The organism is Streptomyces sp. YKOK-I1, assembly GCF_054660435.1.
On sequence record NZ_BAAGDR010000001.1, the window covers coordinates 6,199,041 to 6,215,865 of the forward strand.

The 16,825-nt window shown below is 70.8% G+C and carries 16 protein-coding genes; 2 read left to right on the top strand and 14 right to left on the bottom strand.

From position 1 onward, the window contains the following. Nucleotide 1 precedes the first annotated feature (1 nt). Entirely contained in the window at nt 2-3,898 is a 3,897-nt protein-coding gene (locus ACYQ8Q_RS27550; RefSeq protein WP_460068550.1) for a DNA-directed RNA polymerase subunit beta', read from the top strand. A 57-nt stretch (nt 3,899-3,955) separates the two neighbouring features. Here the strand turns inward: ACYQ8Q_RS27550 and ACYQ8Q_RS27555 are convergent, their stop codons facing one another. The 13 genes from ACYQ8Q_RS27555 to ACYQ8Q_RS27615 all read right to left on the bottom strand — a co-directional run bounded on the left by ACYQ8Q_RS27555 (nt 3,956) and on the right by ACYQ8Q_RS27615 (nt 15,674). Next, on the bottom strand, nt 3,956-4,222 hold the full coding sequence (locus tag ACYQ8Q_RS27555; RefSeq protein ID WP_460068551.1) for a hypothetical protein: 267 nt from the start codon (nt 4,220-4,222) through the stop codon (nt 3,956-3,958). Further along, nucleotides 4,219-4,446 (bottom strand): hypothetical protein, encoded by a 228-nt coding sequence (locus ACYQ8Q_RS27560; RefSeq protein WP_460068552.1) that lies wholly within the window; start codon nt 4,444-4,446, stop codon nt 4,219-4,221. Before ACYQ8Q_RS27560 ends, ACYQ8Q_RS27555 begins: the two co-directional genes overlap by 4 nt. A 15-nt stretch (nt 4,447-4,461) precedes the next feature. Further along, nucleotides 4,462-5,331, bottom strand: coding sequence for a peptidoglycan-binding protein (locus tag ACYQ8Q_RS27565; protein ID WP_460068553.1), 870 nt, complete (start codon nt 5,329-5,331; stop codon nt 4,462-4,464). 115 nt (nt 5,332-5,446) lie between these two features. Continuing rightward, nucleotides 5,447-5,812, bottom strand: coding sequence for an ATP-binding protein (locus ACYQ8Q_RS27570; RefSeq protein ID WP_460068554.1), 366 nt, complete (start codon nt 5,810-5,812; stop codon nt 5,447-5,449). 25 nt (nt 5,813-5,837) lie between these two features. Then, nucleotides 5,838-6,572 carry a hypothetical protein gene (locus tag ACYQ8Q_RS27575; RefSeq protein ID WP_460068555.1) on the bottom strand — a complete coding sequence of 245 codons (735 nt, stop codon included), beginning with the start codon at nt 6,570-6,572 and terminating at the stop codon, nt 5,838-5,840. Further along, entirely contained in the window at nt 6,572-7,681 is a 1,110-nt protein-coding gene (locus ACYQ8Q_RS27580; RefSeq protein WP_460068556.1) for a hypothetical protein, read from the bottom strand. The genes ACYQ8Q_RS27575 and ACYQ8Q_RS27580 overlap by 1 nt, the downstream gene beginning before the upstream one ends. Next, a complete protein-coding gene (locus ACYQ8Q_RS27585) occupies nt 7,678-8,778 on the bottom strand; it encodes a hypothetical protein (RefSeq protein ID WP_460068557.1) in 1,101 nt (366 codons plus the stop codon). The genes ACYQ8Q_RS27580 and ACYQ8Q_RS27585 overlap by 4 nt, the downstream gene beginning before the upstream one ends. Nucleotides 8,779-8,804: 26 nt before the next feature. Then, on the bottom strand, nt 8,805-9,995 hold the full coding sequence (locus tag ACYQ8Q_RS27590; RefSeq protein ID WP_460068558.1) for a hypothetical protein: 1,191 nt from the start codon (nt 9,993-9,995) through the stop codon (nt 8,805-8,807). 42 nt (nt 9,996-10,037) lie between these two features. Beyond that, nucleotides 10,038-11,252, bottom strand: a complete 1,215-nt coding sequence (locus ACYQ8Q_RS27595; protein ID WP_460068559.1) for a hypothetical protein — start codon at nt 11,250-11,252, stop codon at nt 10,038-10,040. A gap of 55 nt (nt 11,253-11,307) precedes the next feature. Continuing rightward, a complete protein-coding gene (locus ACYQ8Q_RS27600; RefSeq protein ID WP_460068560.1) occupies nt 11,308-12,222 on the bottom strand; it encodes a phage distal tail protein in 915 nt (304 codons plus the stop codon). Nucleotides 12,223-12,584: 362 nt separating this feature from the next. Continuing rightward, complete coding sequence (locus tag ACYQ8Q_RS27605) at nt 12,585-13,838, bottom strand: tape-measure protein (RefSeq protein WP_460068561.1); 1,254 nt, start codon at nt 13,836-13,838, stop codon at nt 12,585-12,587. Next, nucleotides 13,835-15,034 carry a phage tail protein gene (locus tag ACYQ8Q_RS27610; RefSeq protein ID WP_460068562.1) on the bottom strand — a complete coding sequence of 400 codons (1,200 nt, stop codon included), beginning with the start codon at nt 15,032-15,034 and terminating at the stop codon, nt 13,835-13,837. Before ACYQ8Q_RS27610 ends, ACYQ8Q_RS27605 begins: the two co-directional genes overlap by 4 nt. Before the next feature lie 28 nt (nt 15,035-15,062). Further along, nucleotides 15,063-15,674 (bottom strand): hypothetical protein, encoded by a 612-nt coding sequence (locus ACYQ8Q_RS27615; protein ID WP_460068563.1) that lies wholly within the window; start codon nt 15,672-15,674, stop codon nt 15,063-15,065. Between the two features lie 34 nt (nt 15,675-15,708). Between ACYQ8Q_RS27615 and ACYQ8Q_RS27620 the strand changes: the two genes are divergently transcribed. Continuing rightward, nucleotides 15,709-16,353: a vWA domain-containing protein gene (locus ACYQ8Q_RS27620; RefSeq protein ID WP_460068564.1), complete on the top strand. Its 645-nt coding sequence runs from the start codon at nt 15,709-15,711 to the stop codon at nt 16,351-16,353. A 40-nt stretch (nt 16,354-16,393) separates the two neighbouring features. Here the strand turns inward: ACYQ8Q_RS27620 and ACYQ8Q_RS27625 are convergent, their stop codons facing one another. Next, nucleotides 16,394-16,600, bottom strand: a complete 207-nt coding sequence (locus ACYQ8Q_RS27625; protein WP_460068565.1) for a hypothetical protein — start codon at nt 16,598-16,600, stop codon at nt 16,394-16,396. Nucleotides 16,601-16,825: the final 225 nt, after the last annotated feature.

Sequence of the window (16,825 nt, forward strand, 5' to 3'; positions counted from 1 at the left end):
AGTGCTCGACGTCAACTTCTTCGACGAGCTCCGGATCGGTCTGGCCACCGCTGACGACATCCGTCAGTGGAGCCACGGCGAGGTCAAGAAGCCCGAGACCATCAACTACCGCACCCTCAAGCCCGAAAAGGACGGACTCTTCTGCGAGAAGATCTTCGGTCCGACCCGGGACTGGGAGTGCTACTGCGGCAAGTACAAGCGCGTCCGCTTCAAGGGCATCATCTGTGAGCGCTGCGGCGTCGAGGTGACCCGCGCCAAGGTGCGCCGTGAGCGGATGGGCCACATCGAGCTGGCCGCGCCCGTCACGCACATCTGGTACTTCAAGGGTGTCCCGAGCCGGCTGGGCTACCTGCTCGACCTGGCTCCCAAGGACCTCGAGAAGGTCATCTACTTCGCGGCGTACATGATCACGTACGTCGACGAGGAGCGCCGTACCCGCGACCTGCCCTCCCTGGAGGCGCATGTCTCCGTGGAGCGCCAGCAGGTCGAGAACCGCCGGGACGCCGACCTGGAGGCCCGCGCCAAGAAGCTCGAGACCGACCTGTCCGAGCTGGAGGCCGAGGGCGCCAAGGCCGATGTGCGCCGCAAGGTGCGCGAAGGCGCCGAGCGCGAGATGAAGCAGCTGCGCGACCGCTCGCAGCGCGAGATCGACCGTCTCGACGAGGTGTGGACCCGCTTCAAGAACCTCAAGGTCCAGGACCTCGAGGGCGACGAGCTGCTCTACCGCGAGCTGCGCGACCGTTTCGGCACGTACTTCGACGGTTCGATGGGTGCCGCGGCGCTGCAGAAGCGCCTGGAGTCCTTCGACCTCGACGAGGAGGCCGAGAAGCTCCGCGAGATCATCCGGACCGGCAAGGGCCAGAAGAAGACCCGTGCGCTCAAGCGTCTGAAGGTCGTCTCCGCGTTCCTGCAGACCAGCAACAGCCCCAAGGGCATGGTGCTGGACTGCGTGCCGGTCATCCCGCCGGACCTGCGTCCGATGGTGCAGCTGGACGGTGGCCGCTTCGCGACCTCCGACCTGAACGACCTGTACCGCCGTGTGATCAACCGCAACAACCGTCTGAAGAGGCTCCTCGACCTCGGCGCACCCGAGATCATCGTCAACAACGAGAAGCGCATGCTTCAGGAGGCTGTTGACGCCCTCTTCGACAACGGTCGTCGCGGCCGCCCGGTGACGGGCCCCGGCAACCGCCCGCTGAAGTCCCTCAGCGACATGCTGAAGGGCAAGCAGGGCCGTTTCCGTCAGAACCTGCTCGGCAAGCGTGTCGACTACTCGGCGCGTTCCGTGATCGTCGTCGGTCCGCAGCTCAAGCTGCACCAGTGCGGTCTGCCGAAGGCGATGGCGCTGGAGCTCTTCAAGCCGTTCGTGATGAAGCGCCTGGTCGACCTGAACCACGCGCAGAACATCAAGAGCGCCAAGCGGATGGTCGAGCGCGGCCGCACCGTGGTGTACGACGTCCTCGAAGAGGTCATCGCCGAGCACCCGGTGCTGCTGAACCGTGCGCCCACCCTGCACCGCCTCGGCATCCAGGCCTTCGAGCCGCAGCTGGTCGAGGGCAAGGCCATCCAGATCCACCCGCTCGTCTGCACCGCGTTCAACGCGGACTTCGACGGTGACCAGATGGCCGTGCACCTGCCGCTGTCCGCGGAGGCGCAGGCCGAGGCCCGCATCCTGATGCTGTCCTCGAACAACATCCTCAAGCCCGCCGACGGCCGTCCGGTGACGATGCCGACCCAGGACATGGTCCTCGGTCTGTTCTTCCTCACCACTGACGGCGAGCTGCGCGACACCAAGGGCGAGGGCCGGTCCTTCGGCTCCACGGCCGAGGCGATCATGGCGTTCGACGCCGGTGAGCTGGCGCTGCAGTCGGCGATCGACATCCGCTTCCCGGTGGGCACCATCCCGCCGCGCGGCTGGACCCCGCCGGCGCAGGAGGAGGGCGAGCCCGAGTGGCAGCAGGGGGACACGTTCCGCCTGCGCACCACCCTGGGCCGTGCGCTCTTCAACGAGCTGCTGCCCGAGGACTACCCGTTCGTCGACTACTCGGTGGGCAAGAAGCAGCTCTCCGAGATCGTCAACGACCTGGCCGAGCGCTACCCCAAGGTCATCGTGGCGGCGACGCTCGACAACCTGAAGGCGGCCGGCTTCTACTGGGCGACCCGTTCCGGTGTCACCGTGGCCATCTCCGACGTCGTCGTTCCCGAGGCGAAGAAGGAGATCGTCCGCGGGTACGAGGCGCTGGACGAGAAGGTCCAGAAGCAGTACGAGCGCGGTCTGATCACCAAGGAAGAGCGCACGCAGGAGCTCATCGCGATCTGGACCAAGGCGACCAACGAGGTCGCCGAGGCGATGAACGAGAACTTCCCCAAGACGAACCCCATCTTCATGATGGTTGACTCGGGTGCCCGAGGAAACATGATGCAGATGCGGCAGATCGCCGGTATGCGTGGTCTGGTGTCGAACGCGAAGAACGAGACCATCCCGCGTCCGATCAAGGCCTCGTTCCGTGAGGGCCTCTCCGTGCTGGAGTACTTCATCTCCACGCACGGTGCCCGTAAGGGTCTGGCGGACACCGCCCTGCGTACCGCCGACTCGGGTTACCTCACCCGTCGTCTGGTGGACGTCTCGCAGGACGTCATCATCCGCGAGGAGGACTGCGGCACCGAGCGCGGCCTCAAGCTGGCGATCGCCGAGCGCGAGGACGGTGTCCTGCGCAAGACGGTCAACGTCGAGACGTCCGTGTACGCCCGCTGCCTCGCCGAGGACATCGTGGTCGACGGCAGGGTGCTGGCCCCGGCCGGTACCGACCTCGGCGACGTGCTCATCGACGAGCTGGTCCGGCACGGTGTGGAGACGGTCAAGACCCGCTCGGTCCTGACCTGCGAGTCCGCCGTCGGCACCTGCGCCATGTGCTACGGCCGCTCGCTGGCCACCGGCAAGCTGGTCGACATCGGTGAGGCGGTCGGCATCATCGCCGCCCAGTCCATCGGTGAGCCCGGTACCCAGCTGACGATGCGTACCTTCCACACCGGTGGTGTGGCCGGTGACGACATCACCCAGGGTCTGCCGCGTGTCGTCGAGCTCTTCGAGGCCCGTACCCCGAAGGGTGTCGCCCCGATCTCCGAGGCCCAGGGCCGCGTGCGGATCGAGGAGACCGAGAAGACCAAGAAGATCGTCATCACGCCGGACGACGGCAGCGACGAGATGGCCTACCCCATCTCCAAGCGCGCCCGTCTGATGGTCAGCGAGGGCGAGCACGTCGAGGTGGGCCAGAAGCTCACCGTGGGTGCCACCAACCCGCACGACGTGCTGCGCATCCTGGGTCAGCGTGCCGTCCAGGTCCACCTGGTCGGCGAGGTCCAGAAGGTGTACAACTCGCAGGGTGTGTCGATCCACGACAAGCACATCGAGATCATCATCCGGCAGATGCTCCGCCGCGTGACGATCATCGAGTCCGGCGACGCCGAGCTGCTGCCCGGTGAGCTGGTCGAGCGCTCGAAGTTCGAGACCGAGAACCGTCGTGTGGTCCAGGAGGGCGGTCACCCGGCCTCCGGTCGTCCGCAGCTGATGGGTATCACCAAGGCCTCGCTGGCGACGGAGTCCTGGCTGTCGGCCGCCTCCTTCCAGGAGACGACCCGAGTTCTGACGGACGCGGCGATCAACGCCAAGTCCGACAGCCTCATCGGCCTCAAGGAGAACGTCATCATCGGTAAGCTCATCCCGGCCGGTACGGGTCTGTCCCGCTACCGCAACATCCGGGTCGAGCCGACCGAGGAGGCGAAGGCCGCGATGTACTCGGCCGTCGGCTACGACGACATCGACTACTCGCCGTTCGGCACCGGCTCCGGCCAGGCCGTCCCGCTGGAGGACTACGACTACGGTCCGTACAACCAGTAAGAACGAGTAGAAGGGCGGTCACCCCGTTTCGCGCGGGGTGACCGCCCTTCGGCGTTTCTAGCGTGCGGTGAGCTCCACGACCGTCACCGCCACCGTGGCGATCGCGGCCAGCGCGCCGATGCTGGCGAGCGGCCAGCGCGAGCGCTCCAGGGCGTCCAGCCGCTGCTCGTGGTCGGCGAGCTGCTTGTCGGTCTGGTCGCTGCGCTGGACGAGGAGCGCGAGGGAGCCGTCGACCCGGGCGAACCCGGCTTCGACCGCGCCCCGCAGGCGTTCGAGCTCCACGGCGACGGAGGTGGGGTCGGAGAACGGATGGGGTTCGTTCACGCATCCCTCCGCTCGGTGTCCGTGCGCAGCCAGCCCGGCAGCAGGTTCTGTACGGCGGGCAGGGCCATGACCCGGGTGACGCCCGCGGCGACGGCCAGCGCGCCCGCCACCCAGGGCAGGGTGTCGGGGATACCGGCGGCGCCGACCACCGCCGGCAGCAGGACGCACAGGCCGGCGGCGGTCTGCAGTACGGTGCGGAGGGTCCGCTTGGCGGCCTCTGACATGGGGCGGCCTCGCTCTCAGACGTGGGGGACTTTCAGCGCCGCCCAGGAAGCGGCGCCCGGCCAGCCGTCGGCGGCGGAGCCGGTGTAGCCGAGCTTGCGCTGCCACTTGGCGTACGAGGCCCGGTCGGCCTCGGTCCACTGCGGGCCGGGGCCGCTCGCGTAGGCGGAGCAGCCGACGGCGACCAGTCGCCTGCCCATCGCGGTGACGATCGCCGACCTCGGGCTCCTGCGGAACCAGTCGGCGCCGGGGAAGGGCTGGTGGGCGGGGGTGGGTGAGCCGGCCGGGACCGGGTGTCCGAGCCGGGCGGCGACCCGGGAGCGGAAGTCCGCCATCGAGAAGCCGCGCGGATCGACCTTGGTGTTCGTCCACTCCTTGTGCCCGATCACCGAGCGCTCGCTCCAGCCGTGCGCCCGGCACAGCGCGGCGGCCGCCCGGACCATGGCCTCCAGCTGGACCTCGGGCCAGGGATCCCGGCCGTCGCCGAGGTTGACGCACTCGAAGCCGTAGAAGTGGACGTTGCCGTCGGTGTCGTTGCGGTGGGGTGCGGGCAGGGTGGCCCGTTCGGCGGCGACGGCCTTGAGGACGTCTCCGTCGCCGCTGCCGGCGTGGTTGGCGCGGCCGTTGCCGACGAGGTGGACGGTGCCGTCCTTGGCTATCACGCCGTGGCAGAGCGGGCCGGGCAGGGCGGTGTAGCCGTTGAAGCAGATCGCGACGGAGCCGGTGGTGCCGGAGGTGACGGTGTGATGGATGATCACGCCGTTGACCGGGCCCCAGCTGCCCTTGTGGTTGCGGTTGTGGGTGCGCCAGCCGGCGTGTTCGACGACGGTGACGCCCTCGGCGTCCAGAGCGGCGACGAGGGCGTCGGCGGAGAGAGGGTTGGCCATGGGTGGTGCCTCCCTGGGGAGCTTGCTTCGATGTGGGGCATATCGGGCCCGGGGGACAGGAAAAAACCCCGGCCGGTGGGGTGGCGCGGGGCATTGGACGGGGCTTGCGGGAGCGTCAGTCGGCCGGCGGCCAGGCGGCGCACAGGGCGGCGTAGTCGCTCACCTTGGCCCGGAAGTCGGCGAGGGCCGCGGCGATCGCCCGCTGGACGGCCGTACCGTCCGGGACGACCGGGCCGGAGCCGTCCGGCAGGACCGTGACCCGGCCGGAGCCGCGCAGGACCGCGCCGCCGGTGCCGCTCTCGGAGAACTCGGCGGTGACGCTGACGGGCGAGTAGGTGCCGGTGATCGAGTCGGGCCCGATCACCGAACTCAGGCTGGTGTCCGAGACGTTGACGTGCAGGGTGTGACCGGCCTCCGTGACGGTGGCCCGCCCGGCGTAGTCGATCGCGATGCCCCAGGGCAGGGCGGGGTCGATCTCCAAGGGTTCCTCCCTAGGGGGTGTCCGCCTAGCTCTGCCGGCCGTGCATCAGGACCGGGTTGGCGTAGACGGTGCCGGTGGTGGCGATGGCCTGGATCTCGACCTTGACCGTGGTGGCGTAGAGCGCGCCGAAGTCGCTGCCGAGCAGGGCCGTGTAGTCGAAGTCGTTGGGCGCGGTGACCGTGTCGCCCCACTGCACGCCGTTGACCAGCACCCGCACCTGTCCCGCGCCGCCGGAGCTGACGCGGGTGTTGAGCAGGAGCCGCATCTTCGGCTGCCAGACGGGGTTGTAGGAGACGGCGATCGTCGTCCAGGAGGTGGCGGCGCTCTGCGGCCAGCGCGTCTGGGTGGTGTCCTGCGGCGGCAGCATCGCCAGCCAGGGCCGGGCCAGCCCGCCGGTGTTGACGTCGTCGGAGATGATCTCCCGGCTGCCGTTGTCGTAGATCCGCAGCGGCTGGAGCGAGCCGGCGCCGCCGTCCCCGTTGAACAGGGTCAGCGCCTTGCTGCCGGTCTGGCGGTGGATCTCCAGGCCGTACTCCTCGCCCTGCCAGGAGCCGACCCGGAACATCGGCTCGGTGGTGCCCGGCCGCTGCACCAGCAGGGTGCCGCCGTCGCTGATCTTCAGGGTGCCGTCGCTGATCTCCACCTCGCCGCCGGTGATGGTGTTGAGCGCGGGCCGGGTGTTGACGGCGGTCGACAGCTGCTGGATCCGGCGTTCCATCTGGGTGAGCCGGTCGATGATGTCTTCGGGGAGCTGGGGCATCAGACCTCCTCCAGGTAGAGCTCAGCGGTGTCGGGACGGCCGCGCTGCCCCGGGCTGACCTTGACGCCGACGATCCGGTAGCGGGCGTCCAGGCCCTCGGTCCACCACTCGTCGTCGATCCGCAGCCGGACCGTACGGCCCAGCAGCGCGGGCGGCACCAGATCGTCGAGCCGGACGCTGATCTCGGGGATCACCACCGCCCCCACGCCCTCGGTGAGTTCGGCGTTGGCCAGCGACCGCAGCACCGGCACGCTCGCCACGTCGTTGTGGTCCGAGGTCAGGTCGATGCGCGGATAGCCGGCCGCGATCAGCTGCTCGCCGACGGGCACGGTGGCGTCCGCGTACAGCGGCCGGGACTCCACGGCCTGGCTGGTGTTGTCGGTGGCGCCGCGGGCCCGGGCGGTGGTGCCGCCGCGGGTGGCGTCGCGCGGGAAGACGTACGACAGGACTGTGCCGGGGCGGTCGATCACCAGGTCGGTGGTGCCGATGGCGATCCTCGGGCTGCCCAGCCGCAGCCGCCGGACCCGCTCGCCGCTGACCGGGTCGCGGTAGACGGCGATGTGGTGCTCGAAGCCGTTCTCCAGCGCGGCGAGCGCGTCCAGGGCCTCCAGATAGACCGTCTCGTCGCCGTTGCGGTACGCCACCGAGCGGGTCTGCGCGGAGGTCTCGGAGCCGTGGCCGACGCCGATGTCCCCGCCGGACGCGGACTGGAGGTGGTCCCACAGCGCGCGGGCGATCGCGAGCTGGTCCGTGTCCTGGAAGTCCAGGTCCTCGCGGATACGGCGGCGGCCGGCGTACGAGTCGAAGGTCGCGGCCTGGATGCCGAGGGTGAGCACGCCCCGGTCGTCGCTCTGGAGCGTGGACGTCCAGATGATGCCGCCCCACCACAGGTCGTCGCCGCGCTGGAGGTAGACCGAGGTCCGGCCCTCCTCGATCCGGCGGACCCGCGCGGCCATCGCCCGGTCGGGCACCGGGATCGTGCCCGACAGCGAGCCGGCCCTGCCGATGTAGTCGTCGACGGTGACGTCCCGCAGCGGCAGGATGTCGATGGTGCGGTCGGTGCGCAGGTCGCAGAAGATCGCCCGGTACGGGGTGGAGAGGGCCGTCATGAGGCGGCCTCGTAGGTCGCGGTGCCGACGACGGTGTGACCACTGGCCCAGGTCCAGGGGGTGAGGGAGTCCAGGCCGCCGCTCGTGGAGAAGGCCGTCGCGGTGGGCCTGCCCGAGGCGAGGATCAGCTCGAAGGCCGTGGTGGTGGAGAGGTAGAGCCGGGCCGTGGCACGGTTGGCGGCGTCGCCGGCGGCGAGCTCGGCGAAGCCGATCAGCGGGCGGGCCGCCGCGGCGGCGACCGGCAGGCTGAACCGCCAGTTGTCGCTGGTGGTGGCGCCGCTGCCGAAGCTGGTGGTGCTGCCGAAGGCGATCGAGAAGTTCAGGTGCACGGTCGTACCGAACTTCACGTACCGGCAGCTCACCGTGGCGTTGCCGAAGGCGGGGGTCGCCGCACCCGTGGTGGTCGTCCAGGCCGGGGTCCAGTTCTGCCAGGTCGGCAGCACCGGGTAGTCGGTCCAGGCCGTGCCGCTCCACCGCTGCAACTGCCCGCCCACGTCCCGGTACTGGCCCGGGTAGGAGCCGTTCGTGGTGTCCGTGCTCACCGGGAGGATCCCGCCGACCGAGACCGTGGCGGTACGGCGCCCGCCGAGCGCCGTGCTCCAGTCGATGGCCGCGGTGCCCGCGCTCGCGCCCTTGGGCACGGCCACCTCGTACAGCGGCAGCGACACCGCGGGCACCGCAGGGACGGCCGGGGTGGCGGCGGGGGTGCCCCGGACGACCTCCAGGGCGGCCTCGGTGCGGCCGGAGCCGTCGTACAGATCGTCGTAGATCCGCAGGACGACCAGGTCGATCCGGCCGTACTGGGCGTCGCCGTCGGCGAAGACCAGGTCGAGGTACTCGGTCAGCGCGACCGGGTAGGCGCCCTGGGAGCTGCTCCCCTGGATCACCGCCCGGCCGGGGCCGACGGTGGCGGTCATGGTGCCGGTGGTGCCGGTGAGGGTGAAGCCGGAGAGGCGGGAGACTCCGTCGGAGGAGCCCGGCAGGACGCCGGAGCGGGTGGTGACCGGCGAGGTCGGGGTGAGGGCGCCGAGCGAGACGAGTCGGGTGTCCTCGCGGGTCTGGCCGTCGGGGGAGAGCCAGCCGGTACGAAGGGGCATGGTCGGTTCCTTTCGGGGAGGCCGGTTCAGGCGAGCGGGTCCACCCGGAGCCAGAGGGTGTCGAACCAGCTGGTGACGCTCGCGCTGGACGAGCGGTGCATCGCGGTGACCGTGTAGACCGATCCGGCGGTGAGGGAGGTCAGGCGCAGCTGCGTCGACTGCGACTTGCTGATGGCGCCCGAGCCGGACGCGGCGCGCTCGTCGTCCGCCGCCCAGACCACGGTCGAGCCCAGCGTGACCTGCGGGGACATATGCGCCTGGACGGTCTCGCTGCCCGAGGTGGAGATCCGCGCGCCGAGGCTGATGATCACCCCGCCGGAGGGCGGCGCGGTGAAGGTGAGCGTGAGCGCCGAGAGGGCCGTGTCGAGCAGCGTGGCCGTGTAGGTCGTCGAGGTGGTGTACCCGGCGTCCAGCGAGGACGCGAAGGCGGGCCCCGGTACGGCGGGGAGCCAGGCGCTGCCGTTCCAGCGCTGGAGCTGGCCGAGGGAGGAGTCGCGGTACTGCCCGGCGTAGCCGCCGGTGGTCAGCACCCCGGCGGGGACGATCCCGCCGACGTTCCTCGGGTACGGCACCCAGGCCGTGGAACTCCAGCGCTGGAGGATGTCGCCGGTGTCCCGGTACTGGCCGGTGTGGCCGCCGGGCGCGGTGTCGTCGGTGCGGGTGGGCAGGATGCCGCCGATCGCGACGGTGGTCGGGCGCAGGTCGGTGCGCGCGGAGTCCCAGGCGATCCCGCCCTTGCCGGCGCTGACGCCCGCGTCCACGGCGACCGAGTACAGGGCCAGGGCGACATCGGGCGTGGCCGGCGGCACCGGGGTGGCGGCCGGGGTGCCCCGGACGATCTCGACGACGGCCTCGGTGCGGCCGGAGCCGTCGTACACGTTGTCGTAGACCCGCAGGACGACGAGGTCGATCCGGCCGTACTGGGCGTCGCCGTCCGCGAAGGTGAGCGGCAGGTACTCGGTGAGCGCGACCGGGTAGGCGCCCCGGGCGTCGGTGCTCTGGATCACGGCACGGCCGGGGCTGACGCTCGCGGTCATGGCGCCGGTGGTGCCGGTGACGGTGAAGCCGGAGACACGGTAGAGGCCGCCGGTGGAGCCCGGCAGGACGCCGGAGCGGGTGGCGACCGGGGAGGCGGGGGTGAGGGCGCCGAGCGAGATGAGGCGGGTGTCCTCGCGGGTCTGTCCGTCGGGGGAGAGCCATCCGGAACGGATCGGCATGGTGGACTCCTTCGTCGAGGCGTCGAGGCGTCGAGGGTGGGCTCAGGCGGCGGACTCGTAGTCGCCCCAGATCGACAGGACGTCGGTGGCCTGCCAGGTGTAGGGGACGGACTTGGTCCAGCTCGCGGCGGTCGTGCCGGAGGTGACGGTGAACCGGTTCACGACGCCGCCGCCCGCCGCCGACACCTGGGCGGCCCCCTGGAAGAACTTGAAGCCGTTGCTGCTGTAGCCCACGACGTTCAGCAGGATGTCGGTCATCCAGCCCGACGCCGGGAGGAACGGCAGTGAGAAGGACCAGGCGCCGGCGGTGTCCAGCGCGGAGAGATTGGTCGTCGAGCCGATCGCCAGCCGCAGCCGGACGTGGACCAGGTTGCCGAGCTTGACGTACCTGCCGTTGAGGCTGCCGTTGCCGACCACCGGCGCGGTGCCGGTGGACGAGTACCAGACCGGCGTGTAGTTCGTCCAGGAGGGGATCCGCTGGTACGACACCCAGGACGAGCCGTCCCAGCGCTGGAGGTTGCCGTCGGAGCCGTCCCGGTACTGGCCGGTGTAGCTCGCCGTGGTCACCGCCCCGGCCGGGGCGACACCGCCGAGGGCGAGCGGGTACGGCACCCAGGCGGAGCCGTCCCAGCGCTGGAGGGCGCCGCCGGAGTCGCGGTACTGGCCCGGATAGGCGCCGTTGCCGGTCTCGCCGACCACGGGCAGGATGCCGCCGGCCGCGACCGTGGGCGTGCGCAGGTCGGTGACGTCGGAGGAGCTCCAGTTGACGCCGCCGTTGCCCGCGCTGATCCCGGCGCGGACCCGGACCTGGTAGACCGGCAGACAGACGCCCGGCAGCGCGGGCACCGCCGGGGTGGCGGCGGGGGTGCCCCGGACGATCTCCACGGCGGCCTTGGTGAAGCCGGAGTCGTCGTACATGTCGTCGTAGATCCGCAGTACGACGACGTCGATCCGGGCGTACTGGGCGTCGCCGTCGGTGAAGGTGAGGGTCAGCGGCTCGGGCAGGGTGACCGGGTAGGCGCCCTGACCGCTGCCGCCCTGGACGACGGCCCGGCCCTCGTGGACGGTGGCGGTCATGGTGCCGGCGCCGCCCTCCATCCAGAAGCCCGACAGCCGGTACTGCCCGTCGTAGGAGCCCGGGAGGATGCCGGAGCGGACGTCCAGCGGGTTGGCCGGGGTGGTGGCGCCCAGCTGGGTGAGCCGGGTGTCCTCACGGGTCTGGCCGGTCTCGGCCAGCCATGAACTGCGCAGATTCATCTGCTGGTCTCCTGTACTGGTCGTGGGGTGCGGTCGCGGGAAGGGGGCGTCGGGGTCACCACTCCGCGGTGCGCCAGCGGACCGTGAGCTGGGCGCCGGCGCCGTGGGTGTCGGGGCGGAACGCCAGCTGGGCGCGGCCGGGCGAGAAGGCGAAGAGCTCCTCGGGGCTGCTGTCGGCGGCCGCGGTGTGCCGGCGGGACGCGGTGCCGTTGAGGGTGACCGTGCCGGCGGCGGTGTCGACGACCAGCTCGTCACCGGCGGCGAGGCCGATCTCGTAACGCAGCCGCAGCGCGGAGGTGCGGTCGGTGACGGTCGGGTTGGTGCAGGGGCCGGTGAACACCAGGACCGGGTGGGTGGGCGCGGAGCCGTCGTTGTCGGCGTTGACGTCGCCGGTGGAGGCGGCCTGGCCCCAGTACAGCGGCCAGGTCAGCGGCCAGGTCAGACCGCTCTCCGGCTGCGGGGCGCCGGTCAGCGCGGTCCGCTCGTCGACCGAGTAGCGGCGCGGGTCGGTGGCGTACCACTGCACGGACGCCCGGGAGACGCCCTGGGTGGTGTACGTCCGGTCGGCGGCCAGCACCCGCTGGCTGACCCGGGCCCGTACGGCCAGCGTCTCGCCGTGCAGCCGGACGGCGAGCCAGCGTTCCTCGTCGTCGAGCAGCAGTGCCTGGCGCAGGGCGCGGGTCACGGCGAGCGCGCTGTCGTCCTGCGGCGGTACGGTCCACACCGTGCCGCCGATCCGGCGCGGCTTGGCGTAGCGGGCGCCCGGCCAGGCGCCGTGCGCGGTGGGGTGGTCGGCGTCGGAGGCGTCGTACTCCGGAAGGTCCTCCCAGCCGCTGAGCCCGCCCCGGTCGATCTCGTACGGCGTCCCGGGGCCCAGCAGCAGTCCGGCCCACTGCATCTGCCCGTCGCGGGTGATGAGTGAGCCGGGTGGCACGTCGTCGGTGTATGCGGTGGTCGTGATCTCGGCCATGGGGGGCCGTCACCTCGCTCTTGTCGGGTGCGGGTGGGGTGATGCGGGTGGTCTGGGTGCTCTGGGCTTTGGGCTCTGGGTCGTCTGGGTCGTCTGGGTGGTGCGGGTCTGCGGGTGCGCGGGCGGTCTGGGCGGGTCCGGGCGTGCGGGCGGTCCAGGTGTCCGGGCGGGCAGGACGGTCCGGGCCCTGGGCCGCGACGCGGCGTGGATCCGGGGGCTCCCGGCCGGATGGCAGGGTGGTCCGCGTTTGGGGTGGGCGGGGGCTCCGTGCGTTCGGGCGGGCCGGGTGTGCGGGCGGTCTGGGGCGCTCCGGGTATGCGGGCGGGCCGGGGCCGGGGCCGGGGCCGGGGCCGGGGTGGGGGTCAGGGGCAGGTGGTGTGGGCCGTGGCCAGGAACAGGAGGTCCTCCGCCGTGCCGCGGGCTCCGGTGCCGGCGCTCTCGTGGAACTCCTCGACGCGGTGCGGGAGTCGGGAGGAGGGGGCGCGGTGGCGGCCCAGGTCCGTGAGCGGCAGCACCCGGCCGGCCGCGCGGGCGGCTCCGGGGACGGCGACCCCGCCCTGGGCGAGCATCGGGATCTTCGCCAGATGCACGCCGAACTTCTTGCCGAGGATGCTGAAGCTGAGGCTGTTGAGGCCGTCGATGATCCGGTTGGCGAAGGCGATGAGCCCCTGGACGGGCCCCTTCACCACCCCGGCGACGGTCTGCGCGCCGGTGGTGACGAACCGTCCGAGCGCGTCGAGGGCGCCGGCGGTGGCGTCCTTGACGCGGGTGAACATCGCGGGGATGTCCTTGCCGATCCAGTCCAGCACCGGCCGTACGCCGTCCTTGACGCCCTTCCAGACGGCCGCGGCCCGGCCGCTGAGCGCCTTGGTGTCCCCGCTCGCCAGTGAGCGGGCGACGGCGAAGGCGGTGCCGACGAGGGTGGTGAGGCCGGTGAGGACCGTGGTCACGAGGGCGAGGTAGCCGGTGACGTACGTGTTCACCGCGCTGCCGACGGCCTTCAGCACCGGGGCCAGCACCGCCAGACAGCCCTCGACGTACGTCAGGACGAGCGTCGCGAGCTGTTCCATCAGGCGCTGTCCGGTCTCGGAGTTCAGCGCCAGGTTCAGCAGCCAGCCGGCGACCGGGAGGAGGAGGCCGGTGACGAAGCCGATGGGGTTGGCGCGGGTGAGGGCGTTGACGACGAGCAGGACGCCGGAGCCGATGGTCATGAGGGTGCCGAAGGTGCCCATGAGGTCGCCGAGCACACCGGAGGCCGCGATCAGCGCGCCCACGACGGAGAAGACACCGCCGAGGGCGGTGCCGAGCCGGACGAGGGTGCGGGAGGCCGTCCGGCCGCCGGAGGCCGCCGCCCTGATCCCGGCCGCGGCGGTGCCCGCGGTCCGGCCCGTCGTGGTGACGGCGCGGGCGGCGGCCTCGCTGCTCTCCTTGGCGCGGCTCACGGCGGTGGCGCCCTGCGCGGCGGCCGTGCCGAGGCGGTCGGCGCCGGTGGCGGCGGCCTTGATCCGGTCCGTGAGGGTGCGCAGCGCGGTGCCGCCCTGCTCGACGCGGGACCGCAACACGGTGAGCGCCGGGGCGACCCCGGCCAGCGGGTCCGTCACCGCCGGGGTGCTCATCCGCGGGCCTTCGCCAGGAACATCAGCGCGTCGGCGGTGCGCTGCGGGGTGCTGGTCTCGGCGGCGTGGTAGTGCTCGATGTGCAGCGCCGCGCCGCCGGAGCCCGTTCCGGCTCCGGCGTAGGCCCTGCCGTTGGCGGCGGCCCGGCGCAGCAGCCGGTCGAGCTTGCTGAGCGGCAGGACGGCCTCCGCCTCACCGGCCTCGGCGAGGATCGCGGGGACGCCGCCGGAGCGGGGCAGGACGACACCGCCGGTGGCCAGCGTGGGGATCCTCGGCAGGCTGACGCCGAAGGACTTGCCGCCGACCAGGGGGACCCAGCCGGGGATGGAGACATGGATGCCGTTGAGGGCGCCGATGGCACGGTTGACGATGCCGATGACGGCGTTGATCGGGCCGCGTACGGCGTTCTTGATGCCGTCGAAGGCGCGGCTGGCGATGCCCTTGAGGCCGCCCCAGATGCTGGACAGCTTGTCCTTGACGGCCTTGAAGGCGTTGGGGATCGCGGACTTGACCCAGTTGACGACGGGGGAGACGACGTTCTTGATGCCCTTCCAGACGCTCGACACGACCGACTTGATCGCGTTGAGCGCGGTGGTGATGACCTTCTTCCAGATGCCCACATAGGTCTGGATGACGGTGGCGATCGCCTTGACGACCTTCGACACCGCGGTCTTGACGCCGTCCCAGACGGTCTTGATCAGCTTGCCCGCGTTCTTCATGATCGGCCCGATGGCCTTCATGACACTGCTGATCACGGACTTGATGACGGTGAACGCCGTCTGCAGCACCTTCTGCATGGTCTTGGAGTTGGCCGCCATGTCGACGACCTTCTCGATGAGCGGCTGCAACAGGCTCATGAGCATGCCGAAGAGGTTCCCCTTCATCGACTTGTTCATCTTGTCCTGGCCCTTGGCCGCCTTGCTCGCCCCGGACTCGTACCTCCCGAGACTCTTCCCGGCGGAGGAACCGGTCTTCCCGGCTTTGCCGATGGCCTTCTCGGCCTGCTCGGAGCCCGACTTGAGACCCTTCAGTTCCGTTTCGGCGCCCTGGGCGGTGCCCTTGAACTGCTTGAGCCGGCCTTCCGCGGCCTTCGCGCCGTCGCCGACGCTCTTCGCGGCACCGCCGGCCGAATTCGCCTGACTCTGGAAGTTCTTGAGTCCGGAGGCTGTTCTTTCGAGTGATCTGACGAGAGACATCCGGTTTCCGGTCCTTTCGCGATCGCGCTCAGGCGCCTGTGAGAGCTGTGCTCAGAGCGGTGACGGCGGCTCTCAGTTCCGCGACCTGTCTGCTGGTACCGCGCGCCGCCTGAGGGGTCAGCAGGTCACCCGACTTCGCGGCCTCCGCCACTGACTTACGGATCTTCGCGACGCCCTCATGGGCCTCTCTGGCCGTCGTCTCGACGTTGTCGACCCTGACCTTCAGCGCGTTTCCCTCCGACGCCTGATAGAAGGTCCTGTCGATGTATTCGCGCAGTTCCTTCTTCTCGTTTTCCTTGGCGTCGAACTTCTCGACCAGCTTGTCGGGCGCGATCTTGCGCCACCAGTTGTGGCCCTCTTTCGCCCAGGGGAAGGTGTAGAGCGTGTTGCCGAGCCAGCTGACGCCCTTTTCGTCCACCTTGAAGAGGGTGAAGTCGGCTTTGACGAGGGTGAGACCCACCGCCAGGCCGGCCAGGCCCACTTTCAGGTAGTCCACCGTGTGGTTGATCGCGGTGACCTTCATGACGAGGGTCTTCGCCTCGTCCTTGCGGAAATAGAGCTGCAGAGCGTCGCGTACGCCGGCGGGAATTCGCTCCGGATTCAAGGTGTGTTCGCCGGATCCGCCGGAGGGGACAGCCATGTGCACACCGCCTTTCTTGTGGGATGATTCGCTGGTGAATGGCGCTGTCGCGGTGGGCGTACCGCGCGGCCGTCTGCCCTTGCTGGCCGCGGAGGGTGCCCGCTTCGCGGTGCGGCTCGCGGAGGCCGAGTTCGGCGGGTCGGGCGCGGGCGTGTGGCTCTTCGGCCGTGACCCGGTGCGCATCCCTTCGCCGGGACCGGAGGGCCTCGCGCCCTGGGCCTCCGAGTGGCTCGACGAGGGCACCGCCGCGGAGAGGCTGCGAGGCGAGCCCAAGGACAACGCTCTGCGGCGCTTGAAACAGACGGATGCGCTCGGCGACGGGCTCGCGCTGCGGCTGGCTCCCGCCCTCGAAGCGGTCCTGGACGCCTCCGCGCATCTTCAAGGTCACACCGTGGCCGTCATCCTCCTGACGGAGGCGCCGGGTGACGACGCCGCGTTCATGGCGACGATGAGGCGAGCGGCACGGCTTCCCGTCTTCTGGGTGTTCATCGGTGCCGAGGCGTCCGTCGAACGCGTAGCCCCGCTGGGCGTGGTGGACGCGCTGGGGCGTGAACCGGGAGACCCGGACAACTGCGTCGTCCTCAAGGTCGGCAACTGGTCCTCGGCGACGCGGTGGCTGACGTCGCGACGGATCAGGAGAGCGGTCGGCCGCTGGCGGAGGGCGACCTCCACCGGCTGAGCGAGCCGCCGTGGGTCGGCCCGGCGCCGGCCCTGCTTCGCTAAGGGCGTCCCCGGCGCGTCCGGCGGGTCGCCGTCAGGGCGTCAGACCAGCCGGCCGCATAGGCGCGGGACTCGTGGGTGAGCAGTTCCTCGTACACCCGGTCCAGCAGGGCCTCGCGGTCCGAGGGCGGGGTGTGCAGGAGGTGGGCGAGGCGGGTGTAGGTGTCGATCGGCTGTTCGGTGGAGTCGCTCGGGCCAGTCGCCATGGTCGGTGCCTGCTTTCCGGTCTGTCCGCTGAACTGTACTGAGCTGTGTTCGAACTAGTGTACGAGTGCTGCCATGGTGTCGTTCCGTGTTTGACGCGAACGCTCCGTGAGAGCCCAAGGTTCGTGGAGTAGGATCCGGCCGTTCGTCCGTCCGTGAAAAAGGGAAGCGTGAACTACAGGGCCCTGTAAGCGAGTTGAGGGTTCGCCGAGCGCGGACGGGCAGGA